The sequence below is a fragment of the Methylobacterium sp. J-043 genome (assembly GCF_022829505.1).
Lineage (GTDB): Bacteria > Pseudomonadota > Alphaproteobacteria > Rhizobiales > Beijerinckiaceae > Methylobacterium > Methylobacterium extorquens_A.
Window position 1 is genome coordinate 554,287 of the sequence record NZ_JAKSYB010000063.1, and the last position, 14,922, is coordinate 569,208.

15 protein-coding genes are annotated in these 14,922 nt (G+C 68.8%); 10 read left to right on the forward strand and 5 right to left on the reverse strand.

Annotated elements, in window-relative coordinates:
* Positions 1-9 precede the first annotated feature (9 nt).
* The 3 genes from MKK50_RS20595 (at position 10) to MKK50_RS20605 (ending at position 2,961) form a co-directional block, all read left to right on the forward strand.
* Positions 10-930 (forward strand): peptidylprolyl isomerase, encoded by a 921-nt coding sequence (locus MKK50_RS20595; protein WP_253373575.1) that lies wholly within the window; start codon positions 10-12, stop codon positions 928-930.
* Between the two features lie 133 nt (positions 931-1,063).
* Positions 1,064-1,267, forward strand: coding sequence for a hypothetical protein (locus MKK50_RS20600; RefSeq protein ID WP_499024973.1), 204 nt, complete (start codon positions 1,064-1,066; stop codon positions 1,265-1,267).
* 281 nt (positions 1,268-1,548) lie between these two features.
* On the forward strand, positions 1,549-2,961 hold the full coding sequence (locus tag MKK50_RS20605) for a TAXI family TRAP transporter solute-binding subunit (protein ID WP_499024975.1): 1,413 nt from the start codon (positions 1,549-1,551) through the stop codon (positions 2,959-2,961).
* 23 nt (positions 2,962-2,984) lie between these two features.
* Here the strand turns inward: MKK50_RS20605 and MKK50_RS20610 are convergent, their stop codons facing one another.
* The 3 genes from MKK50_RS20610 to MKK50_RS20620 form a co-directional block, all read right to left on the reverse strand.
* Positions 2,985-3,689 (reverse strand): uracil-DNA glycosylase, encoded by a 705-nt coding sequence (locus MKK50_RS20610; protein ID WP_499025138.1) that lies wholly within the window; start codon positions 3,687-3,689, stop codon positions 2,985-2,987.
* A 184-nt stretch (positions 3,690-3,873) separates the two neighbouring features.
* Complete coding sequence (locus MKK50_RS20615; RefSeq protein ID WP_499024976.1) at positions 3,874-5,373, reverse strand: bifunctional metallophosphatase/5'-nucleotidase; 1,500 nt, start codon at positions 5,371-5,373, stop codon at positions 3,874-3,876.
* A 7-nt stretch (positions 5,374-5,380) separates the two neighbouring features.
* Positions 5,381-6,352: a class I SAM-dependent methyltransferase gene (locus MKK50_RS20620; protein ID WP_253373579.1), complete on the reverse strand. Its 972-nt coding sequence runs from the start codon at positions 6,350-6,352 to the stop codon at positions 5,381-5,383.
* 192 nt (positions 6,353-6,544) lie between these two features.
* Here MKK50_RS20620 and hemH point away from each other — a divergent pair, with 192 nt between their 5' ends.
* The 7 genes from hemH (at position 6,545) to MKK50_RS20655 (ending at position 13,282) form a co-directional block, all read left to right on the forward strand.
* Positions 6,545-7,615, forward strand: coding sequence for a ferrochelatase (gene hemH / locus MKK50_RS20625; protein ID WP_253373580.1), 1,071 nt, complete (start codon positions 6,545-6,547; stop codon positions 7,613-7,615).
* Between the two features lie 258 nt (positions 7,616-7,873).
* Positions 7,874-8,443, forward strand: coding sequence for a F0F1 ATP synthase subunit delta (locus tag MKK50_RS20630; protein ID WP_499024979.1), 570 nt, complete (start codon positions 7,874-7,876; stop codon positions 8,441-8,443).
* A 73-nt stretch (positions 8,444-8,516) separates the two neighbouring features.
* Complete coding sequence (gene atpA / locus MKK50_RS20635; RefSeq protein ID WP_003597667.1) at positions 8,517-10,046, forward strand: F0F1 ATP synthase subunit alpha; 1,530 nt, start codon at positions 8,517-8,519, stop codon at positions 10,044-10,046.
* Between the two features lie 165 nt (positions 10,047-10,211).
* A complete protein-coding gene (locus tag MKK50_RS20640) occupies positions 10,212-11,099 on the forward strand; it encodes a F0F1 ATP synthase subunit gamma (protein WP_253373582.1) in 888 nt (295 codons plus the stop codon).
* 24 nt (positions 11,100-11,123) lie between these two features.
* Positions 11,124-12,581: a F0F1 ATP synthase subunit beta gene (atpD, locus tag MKK50_RS20645; RefSeq protein WP_499024981.1), complete on the forward strand. Its 1,458-nt coding sequence runs from the start codon at positions 11,124-11,126 to the stop codon at positions 12,579-12,581.
* A 21-nt stretch (positions 12,582-12,602) separates the two neighbouring features.
* Entirely contained in the window at positions 12,603-12,854 is a 252-nt protein-coding gene (locus MKK50_RS20650; RefSeq protein WP_253373584.1) for a hypothetical protein, read from the forward strand.
* A 26-nt stretch (positions 12,855-12,880) separates the two neighbouring features.
* Entirely contained in the window at positions 12,881-13,282 is a 402-nt protein-coding gene (locus MKK50_RS20655) for a F0F1 ATP synthase subunit epsilon (RefSeq protein ID WP_499024984.1), read from the forward strand.
* Between the two features lie 99 nt (positions 13,283-13,381).
* On the opposite strand, the gene MKK50_RS20660 is transcribed toward MKK50_RS20655, so the two are convergent.
* Both MKK50_RS20660 and MKK50_RS20665 read right to left on the reverse strand, forming a co-directional pair.
* Entirely contained in the window at positions 13,382-14,644 is a 1,263-nt protein-coding gene (locus MKK50_RS20660; protein WP_499024986.1) for a CCA tRNA nucleotidyltransferase, read from the reverse strand.
* Positions 14,641-14,898: a DUF6111 family protein gene (locus tag MKK50_RS20665; RefSeq protein ID WP_253373587.1), complete on the reverse strand. Its 258-nt coding sequence runs from the start codon at positions 14,896-14,898 to the stop codon at positions 14,641-14,643. Before MKK50_RS20665 ends, MKK50_RS20660 begins: the two co-directional genes overlap by 4 nt.
* Positions 14,899-14,922 lie beyond the last annotated feature (24 nt).

Sequence of the window (14,922 nt, forward strand, 5' to 3'; positions counted from 1 at the left end):
ACGCTTCCGATGCCGATTCCGTTCTCCCTCCGGCGCGCGAGCGCCCTCGCGCTGATGCTCACCCTGCCGGGCGCCGCCCTCGCGCAAGCGCCGGCGGCCCAGCCAGCGCCTGCGGGCCAGAAGACGCCCAGCGCGCCCGCTCCCGTCTCGGCGGCGGTCCCGCCGGAGACGGTGGTGGCGCGGGTCAACGGCCAGCCGGTCACGGCGGCCGACCTCGCGATTGCGGGCGAGGATCCGGCGCTGTCGCTGCCGGGCGTCGATGAGGGGGCCAAGCAGAACCTGCTCGTCGATTACATGGTCGATCTCAAGGTCGGCGCGCAGGCGGCCGAGGCCGCCAAGGTCGGCGAATCGCCGGAGTTCAAGCGCAAGCTCGCCTACTTCCGCGACAAGCTCCTGCTCGACGACTACCTCGAGCGCGAGGCCAAGAAGGCGGTGACGCCCGAGGCCGCCAAGGCGCTCTACGAACAGACCGTGAAGTCGATGAAGCCCGAGGAGGAGGTGCGGGCCCGCCACATCCTCGTCGAGAGCGAGGACGAGGCGAAGAAGATCGCCGCGCGCATCAAGGGCGGCGAGGATTTCGCCAAGATCGCGGGCGAGGTCTCGAAGGACCCCGGCTCCAAGACCGAGGGCGGCGATCTCGGCTGGTTCACTCAGGAGCGGATGGTGAAGCCGTTTGCCGACGCCGCTTTCAAGATGACGCCGGGCCAGATCTCCGATCCGGTGAAGACCCAGTTCGGCTGGCACGTGCTGCGCGTCGAGGAGAAGCGGACAAAGCCGGTGCCGACCTTCGACGAGATGAAGGAGCAGATCGACCAGTACCTAACCCGCAAGGCGCAGCAGGACACGATCGTGAAGCTGCGTGAGGCGGCCAAGGTCGAGCGCGCCGGCAGCAGCGCCGCTCCTGCCGGGGGTGAAACCAAAAAGCCCTGAGGGAATGAATAATGGCAGGCCGGCGCGCAGTTATGCGTCGGCCGCATGTCGGAGCTTAGGTATCTGGTATACCAGAATCCAGAATGCGGTGCGATATAGGCTTTATCGCAACGCAGCAACGGACCTGCCCGGCATGATCGCCCTCGTCGTTCTCGCCGCCGCCATCGCCAACGTGATCTTCGTCGTGATGCTGGCCGAGCGTTTCGGCTCCGAGGGCGGCGCGCATGCCTCCGCCGGCGAAATGACCAGCCCCCTGGTCCCCGGCCGCACTCCGGCAGCCGCTGTCAGGCTGGCCAACGAGAACATCGCCGTCACCGCGACCAAGATCGCCGCCTGACAGCGTTTCCACTCCGGACGATCAGAACCGCCCCCGCGCCGTCCGGCCGGGGGCGGTTTCTTTTTGGGCGACGTGCCCCCCTTGATCGATCGTCTTGCCGGCTCGCCCGAGGGGCCGCGTGATCGCATTTTCTCTCGCCACATCAGGCTTCGTGCGGCCGGCATGCGGATCGGACGTCCGGTCTTCCAGACTTTGCCTCTGGGGTGCGCCGTAGTGGCACTTCTCGCGGTCTCGAGGATTGACGGCGCAGCTTTAGTTTCCTTCCGCAAGGCGCGACGTCCATGCCTGCCGTTCCAGCTTGGCTGATGCGTCGTGAGACGCTGCTCCTGGCCGCGACCCTGGCGATCGGGGCCAGCCTCGGTATCGCTTGGTACCTGCTGCAAGCGACTGTGCTCACGATCGCTGTCGCGCCCCGTGACGGCACCGAGCCGGAACTCATCAAGGCCTACGCCGACGCTCTCGATACGGGCCACGAGAACATCCGCCTGAAGATCGTGTCGTTCGATGATGTGCGCGAGAGCGCCGCCGCCTTGCAGGACGGGCGAGCCGATCTCGCGGTGGTCCGGCCCGACGTGCTCTTGCCGACCAACGGGCTGACGCTCGCCATCCTGCGGGACCAGGCGATGATCATCGCCTCGCCCTCCCAATCCGGTATCAAGAGCTTCCCGAAGCTCGCCGGAAAGCGGCTCGGTATCGCCGCACACCGCGATGCCGACTTCTCCCTCCTGAACAACATCCTCGGCTATCACGGCCTTGCCCTCGACACGCAGCCAGCCGGCGGGCCGGTGCGCGAGGGCACGGTCCATCTCGTCCGGATCGACCAAGACGCCGTCGCCGCTGCCTTCAGGGACAAGCGCATCGACGCCTTCGTCAGCATCATCGCGTCCTCGGCCCCGAAGGCGCTGGCCCTGGTCGGCGCCGTGCGCTCGGTCGCCCGCAACGGCAAGGTCGAGTTCGTGGCGGTCGAGGATGACGGGGCGATCCTCGAGCGCTTCCCACGGCTCCAGGCGGTGACGATCCCCGGCGGCCTGTTCGCGGGTGACCCGAAGCTGCCGTCCGATGACGTGAAGACCGTGGGGGCCTCCTACCGGCTGATGGCGCGCGCTTCCCTCGGTCGTGTCATCGCGGCCGATGTCACACAGCAGCTGTTCGAGAAGCGCACCGCCGCAGCCGTGAAGACGGATGCCGCAGAGTACGTGCAGGCACCGGCCTACGACACGACGGCGGCAGCGACGAGCGCACGCATTCCGATCCATCCCGGCGCGATCGACTACTACGAGCGCGAGCAGCACGGCTTCGTCGATCGCTACGGCGACACGCTCTATCTGCTGGGCGCCCTGGCCGGCGGCCTGTTCTCGGCACTGGCTTGGCTGCGCCAGCGCCTGTCCAGCCTGCGCCGCGAGCGGATCGACGAGATCATCGACCGATTGCTGGAGGTGACCGAGCAGGCACGCGCGCTGACCGATCCGGCCGCCATCGAGGCGCTCAACGTCGAGGTCGACCGGCTCGCCACGGAGGCGGTGCGCTATGCTCGGGAACGGGAGCCGAACGACCGGACGATGGCCGCGGTCTCGATCGCCATCGACACGGCGAAGGCGACGATCGCCGATTGCCGGAACCTCGCGGCCCCTTCCGAAGATCAGGCTTCGCCTCGGATCCTCAGACCGGTTCGCAGGCATGGACCGGACGCCTGACGGGGCCGGGGACCGCAGTCATATCAATTCCCACCCAGCCGCCAGTCGATCGGCGCGCGGCCCTGCGCTTCGAGCCACGCATTCGCCCGCTCGAACGGATGCGAGCCCGGAAAGTCGCGGGCGCGGTTGAGCGGGGAGGGGTGGCCCGAGGCGATGATGCCGTGGTGGCGCGTGTCGATCAGCGCCTCGCGGGCGCGGGCCTGGGCGCCCCAGAGCAGGAACACCGCCGGCGCGTCGCGGGCCGAGACGGCTTTCACCGCCTCGTCGGTGAGCTGCGCCCAACCGACCCGCAGATGCGCACCGGACTTGCCCGCTTCCACGGTGAGCGCCGAGTTGAGGAGCAGCACGCCGCGCTCCGCCCAGGGTGTCAGGTCGCCGGTGGAGAGGTCGGGCTTGGCGCCCTCGGGGGCGAGTTCCGCCAGGATCACCTTGAGCGAGGCCGGCAGGCGGCGTCCGCCGACATAGGAGAAGGCGAGCCCGTTGGCGTCGCCCGGTGTCGGATAGGGGTCCTGGCCGAGGATCACCGCCTTCACCGCGGGAAGGGACGTCAGCGTCAGGGCCCGGAAGATCGCGGCGGGTTCCGGCAACACCGTCGCCCCGGCCGCGACGCGCGCATCGACCTTTTGCGCGACCCGGTCCGCCGCGCCTTCCTTGAAGAAGGGCAGGTCGAGCCAGGGGGAGCCGCTGGCGCGGAACGCTTCGAGCGCGGCTTCGACGGGTCCGGTCACGCGAGCCTCGGTCATCCCGTTTGCCGTGAAGAGGTCGGCCATGGAAAATTCCGCTCATCGTTATGGAGAGGCTTCAGCCGAAGCCATCCAGCGGCGCGACCGTTCCGGACGAACCGCGATCCTCGATCGCTTCGGCTCGCCCCGCGATGACGACGCGCGGGCGGGCAGGGCCGGGCGATCGGGTTCAGAGCACCCGAATCCGCCCGCCGGTTTCGGCCGGCAGCGGCGCGCGGGCGCGGATATAGGCCATCACCTCGTTGGCGAGGAGCCTGCCGTCGGTGCCGCCGATCAGGACGCGGCCCTTGGCCAGCATCCCGTAATCGTTGCCGCCGCGCAGCATGAAGTCGTTGGCCGCCACGCGGTAGGTGCGGGTGTCGTCCAGGGGTGCGCCGTCGATCGTCGCGGCCACGACGCGTCGGCCGGGCGGCGCATTCGGGTCGAGCGTCACCACCATTCCGGAGAGTTGCAGGAACCGGCCCGAGGCGCGGCCGAGATCGCGAAACCCGTTCTCCAGGGCCTCGCGCAGGGTCGCCCCGTCGATCGCCACGAGCACGGTGGTGTTGCCGAAGGGGAGTTCGCTGAGGATGTCGCGCCGGGTGAGCACCGTGCCGGCCGGGTAGAGCCGATCGCCGCGGATGCCGCCGCCGTTCATCAGGCCGATCTCGGCGCCGGTGCCCACCCGCACCGCGTCGGCGACGAGATCGCCGAAGCTCGCCTCCTGCACCCGCACCGAGGCGATCCGGCTGTCGAGCGCGCCCTGCGTCGTGCCGATCACGACGTCGAGTTCCCGCGACAGCTCGCCCCCGAGCCGGCGCACGACAGCGAGCGTTTCCGGATCGGGCGTCACATCGGCGGTGTCGTGGATGCGGAAGGCGGCGCGCCAGCGCACCGTCTCGTCGCCTGTCCCCGTGACGAAGACATCGACCGCGGTGACGTAATGGGCGTCGTGGCTCGACTCGACCATCACCGCCTGCCCGTCGTCGCGCACGACGAGGTCGTGGTCGTGGCCCGAGAGCAGGATATCGACGAGGCGTGCCCGCACGATCGCGTCGTCGGTCACTCGCGCGGTGTGGGCGATCCCGACGATCATCTGAGCACCCGCCTTGCGCAGGGCGTCCGCCTCGCGCGCCAGCGTCTCGATCTCGGGGCCGAAGCGCAGGTTGCCGGATTGCGACTTTTCCGGCGTCGCCTGCAGGGCGATGCCGACGAGGCCGAGGCGGACGCCGCCGAGTTCGATCAGCCGCGTATCCTCGATGCCGGGCAGCTTTTCGCCCTCGGACCCGCGCAGGTTGGCGGCCAGGAACGGGAAGCGAGCCTCCCTCCGGCGCTCGGCGAACACATCGGGGCCGAAATCGAACTCGTGGTTGCCCGGCACGAACACGTCGGGCGGCGCCAAGTTCAGAAGTTCGACGATATGCGCGCCCCGGTCGAAGCCGGACATCAGCGAAGGTGAGAAGCTGTCGCCGGCATGGGTGTAGAGCAGCGGCACGCCGCGGGCGCGCTCGGCCTTCACCACCGCGTTGAGCCGGGCAAAGCCGCCGCGCCCCTCCGCCTCGTCCATCGCGTAGATGTCGTTGACGAGGAGCAGGGTGAAGGTCGGCGTGCCGGCGAGCGCTGCACCGGTGCCGGCTGCGAGGAGCCCGGCGCCGAGCCCGGCGACGGTCTCGCGGCGGCTCGGGCGCATCACCGGCTCAGCGCTTGGTGAGCCCGTCCTTGGCCATTCCGTCCCGCACCGCCTTGGCGTTGCGCCGCAGCGCCGGCCAGATCCAGGCGCCCGAGGCGAAGTAGAGCCCCGCCGACATCGGCTTCAGATCGACGGCGAGCCGGTCGGCGAGGCCGGGATTCGTCAGCGGCACGGCGGGCGCATCGGTCTTGCGGTAGACCACCGTGGTGTCCTCGCGCCAGTACTCGGTATGCGGCACGAGGCCGGCGCGGCGGGCCAGGAGATCGAAGGTCTCGCGCACGTAGCCGTGGACATGGGCGAAGTGGAAGCGCTCGTGCGGCGGCTTGCCGGTAGCGGCCATGTTCGGCACCGCCGCGTAGAGGATACCGTCGGGCTTCAGCCAGCCGGCCAGCCGCTCCATCGTCTCGGCCGGGTTGCGCAGGTGCTCAAGCACGTGGTGCGTGGAGATCACGTCGAAATGGCCGGTGGGGAAGCGGTTCGGGTCCTCGGCCTCGTCGAGCACCTCGACGCCGTGATGCGTCCGGGCAAAGGTCGCGTAGTCGCGGCCGGGCTCGACGCCGATCACCTCGCAGCCGCGCCGTTTGGCCTCCGCCAGGAACTCGCCCGAGCCTGAGCCGAAATCGAGCAGCTGCGCGCCGGCTTTAAGCTTCGGCGCCAGCAGGTCGGCGCGGAACGTCGCCTCGCGGGCCGAGCGGTTCAGGTGGTGGCGCGGCGGCCCGCCCGCGAAGGCGAGTTGGTAATCGGCGCGGTAGGCGGTCGAATAATATTCGGCCAGCTCGTCCGGCGTCGGCATCGGGTCGGTGCGGATCAGGCCGCATTGCGTGCAGGCGATCGAGCGCAGCGTCTTGAGCCGCCGGTCGGTCTCGGCCACGGTGACGGCGTCGCGGCATCCGCACAGGTTGCACGCGGCCGGCGCCCCCTCGTAGGGATAGCCGGTGAACGGCACGAAGTGCTTCAGGAAGTAGCGGGGGGACGGCATGTCGCGCTGGCCTCCGGAGCGATTTCGGGCAAAGGGTTTGCCAAGATACGGACCAAGCTCTTCGGCGAGAGACTTCTCTTTCCGGAGAGTCTTGGCCTTGAAAAGCCGCCTGCTCTAGATCGAACGGCCGGTCCGCACAACCGGATCGCTTGCCGCATTGAGGGAGGCGGGGAGCCCGTGACCGGAAACCCGATGAACGAACGCGTCGAACCTCAGACCCTCTTGCGCGATCCCGTGCCGGTTGCGCCCACCGCCCTGCCGCCCGACCACCCGGCGGTGCGGACCGGCCGCGTCGGCGTGCTCTTGATGAATCTCGGCACTCCCGAGGGCACGAGCTACTGGCCGATGCGCCGCTATCTCAAGGAGTTCCTCTCCGACCGCCGGGTGATCGAGGTGCCGCGGCTGATCTGGTGGCCGCTGCTCAATCTCATCATCCTGACCAAGCGGCCGGGGCCGAAGGGGCGCGACTACGCCAGCATCTGGAACAACGAGCGCGACGAGGGTCCGCTCAAGACGATCACCCGCGGCCAGTGCGAGAAGCTCCAGGCGGCGATGGGCGATTCCGTCGTGGTCGATTGGGCGATGCGCTACGGCAAGCCGGAGGTGTCCCTGCGCATCCAGGCGCTGCTCGACCAGGGCTGCGACCGCATCCTGCTGGTGCCGCTCTATCCGCAATACGCGGCGGCGACCTCGGCGACCGCCTGCGATCAGGCCTTCAAGGCGCTGATGCAAATGCGCTGGCAGCCGACCGTGCGGGTCTCCCCGCCCTACCACGACGATCCGGTCTACATCGAAGCCATGGCCCAATCGATCCGCGAGGGGCTGGCCAAGCTCGATTTCGAGCCGGAGGTGATCCTCACCTCGTTCCACGGCGTGCCCAAGAGCTACCTGCTCAAGGGCGACCCCTACCATTGCCAGTGCCTCAAGACCGGCCGGCTGATCCGCGAGGCGATGGGTTACTCGCCCGAGCGGATGCGGGTGACCTTCCAGTCGCGCTTCGGCAACGAGGAATGGCTCAAGCCCTATACCGACGAGACCGTGCAGGCGCTGGCCAAGTCCGGCGTGAAGCGCATGGCGATCGTGGCGCCGGGCTTCACCGCCGACTGCCTGGAGACGCTGGAGGAACTCGACGGCGAGAACCGCCACTATTTCGAGGAGAACGGCGGCGAGAAATACGCCTTCATTCCCTGCCTCAACGACTCCGACCTCGGCATGCGGGTGATCGAGAACGTGGTGCGCCGGGAATTGCAGGGCTGGATCTGACCGGGCGCGACGAACGCCGCGCAGGGTCCGTCGTGATCCGGCGCGGCGGTTCGCCATGCTGCGGACGCGCTCAACCATGGCCCTAACGTTGCCTTGCGCCCCCTCGGAACGCATGCTAGGCGACAGCCGCGCCGCGGGGAGACCGATCAAGGCCTTCCGAGCCCGGTGCAATTCCAATCCCCACGGGTCTCACGCTCTCGCCGTCAAGGCGAGTTCGAGCATGAGGGGCCGGCGGGCAAGGACAAGAGAGAGCGACGGGTGGCGCAGAACGGTTCCGAGGGTCCCCTGTTGGCCGGTGTGGCGGGCCGCTACGCGTTGGCCCTGTACGAACTGGCTCACGATCAGGGTCAGGTCGATGACGTCGCGAAGAACCTCGATGCGTTCGACGCGCTCTATCGTGAGAGCGACGACCTGCGCCGCCTCGTGCGGAGCCCGGCCTACTCGGCCGCGGAGCAGACGGCTGCCATGGGCGCCCTGCTCGATCGGGCGGGGATCTCGGGTCTGGCCGCCAACTTCATCAAGCTTGCGGCCGCCAACCGCCGCCTCTTCGCCCTGCCGGGCATGATCCGCGCCTATCGCGAGAAGGTGCGTGAATCCAAGGGCATCATCCGCGCCGAGGTCCGCGTCGCCGAGAAACCCTCCGACGCCGTGATCGAGGACATCAAGGCCTCGCTGCGCGACGTCGCCAAGAGCGAGATCGATCTCGATCTCCACATCGACCCGAGCCTGATCGGCGGCATCGTCGTCAAGATGGGCTCGCGCATGGTCGACGCCTCGCTCCGGACCAAGCTCAACAGCATCCGCCTCGCCATGCGGGAAGCCCGCTGAGCGGTCTGACAAGACCCTCGCGAACCTCCCGACAGCCGAACAGACAGCCCCAGACCTTTAAAGAGGCCCGACGATGGACATCCGCGCCGCCGAGATCTCCGCGATCCTGAAAGAGCAGATCAAGAATTTCGGCCAGGAGGCCGAGGTCACGGAAGTCGGGCAGGTGCTCGCGGTCGGCGACGGCATCGCCCGCGTCTACGGCCTCGACAACGTCCAGGCCGGTGAGATGGTCGAGTTCGAGTCGGGCGTGCGCGGCATGGCCCTCAACCTCGAGCAGGACAATGTCGGCGTCGTGATCTTCGGCTCCGACCGTGAGATCAAGGAAGGCCAGACCGTCAAGCGCACCGGCTCCATCGTGGACGTGCCGGTCGGCAAGGGTCTGCTCGGCCGCGTGGTCGACGGCCTCGGCAACCCGATCGACGGCAAGGGCCCGATCCAGTCGACCGAGCGCCGCCGCGTCGACGTGAAGGCGCCGGGCATCATCCCGCGCAAGTCGGTGCACGAGCCGATGTCCACCGGCCTCAAGGCGATCGACGCCCTGATCCCGGTCGGCCGCGGCCAGCGCGAGCTGATCATCGGCGACCGTCAGACCGGCAAGACCGCCATCGCGCTCGACACCATTCTCAACCAGAAGTCGGCTCATGCCGGCGCGGACGAGAACGCCAAGCTCTACTGCGTCTACGTCGCCATCGGCCAGAAGCGCTCGACGGTGGCTCAGTTCGTGAAGGTGCTGGAGGACCAGGGCGCCCTGGAATACTCCATCGTCATCGCCGCCACCGCCTCCGACGCCGCGCCGATGCAGTTCATCGCGCCGTTCGCCGGCTGCGCCATGGGCGAGTATTTCCGCGACAACGGCATGCACGCCGTGATCGTCTATGACGACCTGTCCAAGCAGGCCGTGGCCTACCGCCAGATGTCGCTTCTGCTGCGCCGCCCGCCGGGCCGCGAGGCTTACCCGGGCGACGTGTTCTACCTCCACTCGCGCCTGCTCGAGCGCGCCGCCAAGATGGGCGACGCCGCCGGCAACGGCTCGCTCACCGCGCTCCCGGTGATCGAGACCCAGGCCAACGACGTCTCGGCCTACATCCCGACCAACGTGATCTCGATCACCGACGGCCAGATCTTCCTCGAGACCGACCTGTTCTACCAGGGCGTCCGCCCGGCGGTGAACGTCGGCCTCTCGGTCTCGCGCGTGGGCTCCTCGGCCCAGACCAAGGCGATGAAAAAGGTCGCCGGCAAGATCAAGGGCGAGCTGGCGCAGTACCGCGAGATGGCGGCTTTCGCGCAGTTCGGTTCGGATCTCGACGTCTCGACCCAGCGTCTGCTCAACCGCGGCGCGCGCCTCACCGAGCTCCTGAAGCAGCCGCAATTCTCGCCGCTGAAGATGGAAGAGCAGGTCGCGGTGATCTACGCCGGCGTCAACGGCTACCTCGACAAGCTGCCGGTGGGTAAGGTCCGCGCCTTCGAGGAGCAGCTCCTCGGTACTCTGCGCTCGAAGCACCAGGATTGGCTGAACGCGGTGCGCGACTCCAAGGATCTGTCGGACGCCAACGCCAACACGCTCAAGGGCGTGGTCGAGGCCACCGCTAAGTCCTTCGCCTGATAAGCGCCGTTCGCCCGACGAACGCACACCCCCTCCCGCATGCGGGAGGGGACAGGGGTCGGGCGGTACCGGGCGAAGCGCCTGGCGCCGCTTGAACCACCCCACCTCCGGCTCCTCCCCGCAGGGTGAGGAGAGGCCCTTCCGAACGGACCCGGACGCCCACCGATGGCTAGCTTGAAGGATCTGCGGAACCGCATCACCTCGGTGAAGGCGACGCAGAAGATCACCAAGGCGATGCAGATGGTCGCCGCCGCAAAGCTGCGGCGCGCCCAGAATGCTGCCGAGAACGGGCGTCCCTACGCCGAGAAGATGGCCCAGGTGCTCGGCAACCTCGCTGGCAACCTGATCGGCGGCGTCGGCGCCCCGCGCCTGCTCTCCGGCACGGGCCAGGACCGGGTGCACCTGCTCGTCGTCTGCACCGGCGACCGCGGCTTGGCCGGCGCCTTCAACTCCTCGATCGCCCGTCTGGCCCGCGACCACGCCAACCGGCTGATGGCCGAGGGCAAGACCGTCAAGATCATGACGATCGGCAAGAAGGGCCTCGACGTCCTGCGCCGGCAGTTCCGCGACCAGATCGTCGCCTCGCGCGACATCCGCGGCAACAAGCCGGTCGATTACCCCTTCGCCGCCGAGATCGCCGATGACATCCTCGCCCGCTTCGAGGCCGGCGAGTTCGACGTCGCGACGCTGTTCTACTCGGAGTTCCGTTCGGTGATCTCGCAGATCCCGACGGCGCAGAAGCTCATCCCGGCCGAGTTGCCGCAGACCGACGCGGCGGCCAAGGGCCCCGGCTCCGACGCCGCAATGGAGTTCGAGCCGAACGAGGAGACGATCCTCGAGACGCTGCTCCCGAAGAACCTCACCGTCCAGATCTTCCGGGCGCTGCTCGAGAACGCCGCCTCCGAGCAGGGCGCACGCATGAGCGCCATGGATTCGGCGACCCGCAACGCGGGCGAGATGATCAAGAAGCAGACGCTGATCTACAACCGGACGCGTCAGGCCATGATCACCAAGGAACTCATCGAGATCATTTCGGGCGCGGAAGCGCTCTGACCGCCGCATAAAGGAATCATCGCAATGGCGAACACCGCTTCCCCCCTGCAGACGACCGGCGCCAAGGGCAAGATCACCCAGGTCATCGGCCCCGTCGTGGACGTGCAGTTCGAAGACCACCTGCCGGAAATCCTGAACGCGCTCGAGACCCGGAACCAGGGCAGCCGCCTCGTTCTCGAAGTCGCTCAGCAGCTCGGTGAGAACACCGTCCGCTGCATCGCGATGGACACCTCCGAGGGTCTCGTCCGCGGCCAGGAAGTCCGCGACACCGGCGCGCCGATCAAGGTGCCGGTCGGCCACAACACCCTCGGCCGCATCATGAACGTCATCGGCGAGCCGATCGACGAGGCCGGCCCGATCCAGTCGGACACCCTGCGCGCCATCCACCAGTCCGCCCCGCCCTACACCGATCAGTCGACCGAGTCGCAGATCCTGGTGACCGGCATCAAGGTCGTTGACCTGCTCGCCCCCTACGCCAAGGGCGGCAAGATCGGCCTGTTCGGCGGCGCCGGCGTCGGCAAGACCGTGCTGATCATGGAGCTGATCAACAACATCGCCAAGGTGCACTCGGGCTACTCGGTCTTCGCCGGCGTCGGCGAGCGCACCCGTGAGGGCAACGATCTCTACCACGAGATGATCGAGTCCAACGTCAACAAGAACCCCAAGGAGAACGGCGGCTCGGCCGAGGGCTCCAAGTGCGCGCTGGTCTACGGCCAGATGAACGAGTCCCCCGGCGCCCGCTCGCGCGTCGCGCTGACCGGCCTCACCATCGCCGAGGACTTCCGCGACCAGGGCCAGGACGTGCTGTTCTTCGTGGACAACATCTTCCGCTTCACCCAGGCCGGTTCCGAGGTTTCGGCGCTGCTCGGCCGCATCCCCTCGGCGGTGGGCTATCAGCCGACGCTCTCCACCGACATGGGCGCGCTGCAGGAGCGCATCACCACCACGACCAAGGGCTCGATCACCTCGGTGCAGGCGATCTACGTGCCGGCCGACGACCTGACCGACCCGGCGCCTGCCGCCTCCTTCGCCCACTTGGACGCGACCACGACGCTGTCGCGTTCGATCGCCGAGAAGGGCATCTACCCCGCCGTCGATCCGCTCGACTCGACCTCGCGCATGCTGTCGCCCGCCATCCTCGGCGAAGAGCACTACGAAGTCGCCCGTAAGGTCCAGCAGACTCTGCAGCGCTACAAGTCGCTTCAGGACATCATCGCCATCCTCGGGATGGACGAGCTGTCGGAAGAGGACAAGCTGACGGTGGCCCGCGCCCGCAAGATCGAGCGCTTCTTCTCGCAGCCCTTCTCGGTGGCCGAGATCTTCACCGGCTCGCCGGGCATCCAGGTGCCGCTGGAAGACACCATCAAGGGCTTCAAGGGCCTCGTCGAAGGCAAGTACGACGACCTGCCCGAGGCGGCGTTCTACATGGTCGGCACGATCGAGGACGCCCAGGAAAAGGCCAAGAAGCTCGCGGCCGCCTAAGGCCCGAGCAAGGGAACGGTCATGAACGCCAAGGTCGTTCTCCTTCTCGTCGGCATCGTGGTCGGGGGCCTCGTCGGCTACCTGACCCGGCCGCAGGCCGCCGAGCTCAAGCTCGGCCCGCTCAGCGTCGAGATCCAGGACAAGGACTCGGCGGTGGGCGCCCGCGGCGGGGAGCTGACCACCGGCCAGCTCCAGCATGTCGGGCTGTTCGCCCTGATCGGCGCCGTCGTCGGCTTCGGAGCAGGCTTCGTCGCCGACCGCAGCCGGCGCTGACATCAAACCTCGGGACCTGATTGACGATGGCCACCTTCCACTTCGATTTCGTCGGCCCCGAGCGGACGCTGTATTCCGGCGAAGTCGAGGCCGTGCAGCTTCCCGGCGCCGAGGGCGAGATGACCGTGCTGCCGGGCCACGCCCCGGTGCTGACCACCCTCAAGGTCGGCGTCATCACCGTCACGGAGACGACCGGCAGCGGCAAGCGCATCTACGTGCAGGGCGGCTTCGCCGATATCGGCCCGAAGAGCGTGACGGTGCTCGCCGAGCGCGCCGCGCCGATCGAGGAGGTCACCCCCGCCATGATCGACAAAGAGATCGAGGCGGCGGAACTGGCCCGCGACGCGACCCAGGATTACGACAAGCGCGAGGCGCTGAACGCCCAGATCGTTCAGATGCAGGAAGCCAAGAACACGCTGAACCGCTGATTTTCGTCAGAGCTTCGGCTTTCGGAAGGCGCTGGGAAACCGGCGCCTTTTTTGTTGTTTGCGCGGGTTTGTGTGCGCGGACGCTGCCGAGGTAGCGGTCTACGGAGCGGCCGCCGCCTCCAGAGCCCGAGCGATCAATCGCTCGCGTGCCTCGGCATCGTCCAGGCAGCCGCTGGCGAGCCAGAGGTCCCGGGCAGCCCGCAACCCCGCGCCGACCGCCCGGCCCGGTGCTACGCCGCGTGCCACGAGGTCGGCGCCCGTCACCGGGAGGACGGGGCGCGTGCCGGCGGCGTCCATCCGGTCGAGCACGGCGCGGGCCTCCTGCGTCACGCGCGGGCGCGGCTCGCCGTCGAGGGCGATCAGCAGCTCACGTAAGGGCCCGGCGCCGTGGGTGGCGACGAGAGCCGGCACCGCATCGGCCTCGATTCCCGGCCGGTCGTGCAGGGCCGCGAGGACCGCGGCGTAGCCGGTGAGGCGCGCATGCTCGGCCCGCGACAGGCGAAGGCTTGCCTGGAGCCGGTCCGCGTCCTCGCTCGTGCGCACGGCGAGCGCGGCGAAGCGGGCCGTGGCGTCGAGGCGCGGCTCGGCCGCCACGCTGCGGGTGAGGCGGCCGAGTTCGCCGACGCCGCCGAGGATACGGGGGAGCAGGCCGGTCTCGCTCAAGATCGACACGGCCGCGACGGCGCGGGGCGCCAGCAGCAGCTTCAGGAATTCGGCGCGCACCCGCTCCCGCGAGAGCCGGTCGAGACTGTCACGCGCGGCGATGGCGGCGGCGAGCCCTTCCGCATCCGGCGCACCGCTGCCGTAGCGGGCGTGAAAGCGGAAGAAGCGCAGGAGCCGCAAGGCGTCCTCGCGCAGGCGGGTCGCGGCGTCGCCAATGAAGCGCACCCGTCCGGCGGCGAGGTCGGCGATCCCCCCGGTCGTGTCGTGCAGGCGTCCCGCTGCATCGAGCGAGAGCGCGTTGATGGTGAAGTCGCGCCGCTCGGCATCGCGAACGAAGTCGCGGCCGAAGCGCACCACCGCGTGGCGCCCGTCGGTCTCCACGTCCTCGCGCAGGGTCGTCACCTCGTGCGGCTCGCCGCCGACGACGAGGGTGACCGTACCGTGCTCGATCCCCGTCGGCACCGCCTTGATCCCGGCGGCGCGGGCGCAGGCCATCACGGCCTCGGGCCGCAGCGTGGTGGCAAGGTCGATGTCGGCGACGTTCGCGCCCAGCAGCGCGTCGCGCACGCAGCCGCCGACGAGGCGCGTTTCCTCGTCCGGTGCATCGAGGGCCGCGAGGCAGGCTTGCACGCCCGGCCGCGCCAGGAGGCGGGCGGGGCCGTCGGCGACGAGCGGCGGAGGCAGCGTGCCGGCAATCACCGGAAATGGCCCGGCACCAAACGGCCGTTCTCGAGGCGCGGCAGCTCGTAGCCGTCCTTCATGTCCTGTCCGGTCAGTCCGACCGTGACGAGGGAGGCGATGACGATGAACAGCCCAGCCAGGATCAGCCGAGTCCAGTGCGGCTTCCACTCGGCATGGTCGAGCGGCGAGCGCCGGGCGAACAGCAGCCAGCCCGCGAAGGCCAGGAAGGGCAGGGAGAACAGGAGGATTTCCTGAAGGACGAGGCGGAGCATGGAGGGCGCAATCTGCGAGGGGCC

Coding starts and splice junctions, on each gene's coding strand:
- MKK50_RS20655 (WP_499024984.1), top strand. CDS start 12,881: ATGGCCACCTTCCACTTCGATTTCGTCGGCCCCGAGCGGACGCTGTAT.
- MKK50_RS20600 (WP_499024973.1), top strand. CDS start 1,064: ATGATCGCCCTCGTCGTTCTCGCCGCCGCCATCGCCAACGTGATCTTC.
- MKK50_RS20595 (WP_253373575.1), top strand. CDS start 10: ATGCCGATTCCGTTCTCCCTCCGGCGCGCGAGCGCCCTCGCGCTGATG.
- MKK50_RS20615 (WP_499024976.1), bottom strand. CDS start 5,373: ATGCGCCCGAGCCGCCGCGAGACCGTCGCCGGGCTCGGCGCCGGGCTC.
- atpA (WP_003597667.1), top strand. CDS start 8,517: ATGGACATCCGCGCCGCCGAGATCTCCGCGATCCTGAAAGAGCAGATC.
- MKK50_RS20620 (WP_253373579.1), bottom strand. CDS start 6,352: ATGCCGTCCCCCCGCTACTTCCTGAAGCACTTCGTGCCGTTCACCGGC.
- MKK50_RS20605 (WP_499024975.1), top strand. CDS start 1,549: ATGCCTGCCGTTCCAGCTTGGCTGATGCGTCGTGAGACGCTGCTCCTG.
- hemH (WP_253373580.1), top strand. CDS start 6,545: ATGAACGAACGCGTCGAACCTCAGACCCTCTTGCGCGATCCCGTGCCG.
- MKK50_RS20640 (WP_253373582.1), top strand. CDS start 10,212: ATGGCTAGCTTGAAGGATCTGCGGAACCGCATCACCTCGGTGAAGGCG.
- MKK50_RS20650 (WP_253373584.1), top strand. CDS start 12,603: ATGAACGCCAAGGTCGTTCTCCTTCTCGTCGGCATCGTGGTCGGGGGC.
- MKK50_RS20665 (WP_253373587.1), bottom strand. CDS start 14,898: ATGCTCCGCCTCGTCCTTCAGGAAATCCTCCTGTTCTCCCTGCCCTTC.
- atpD (WP_499024981.1), top strand. CDS start 11,124: ATGGCGAACACCGCTTCCCCCCTGCAGACGACCGGCGCCAAGGGCAAG.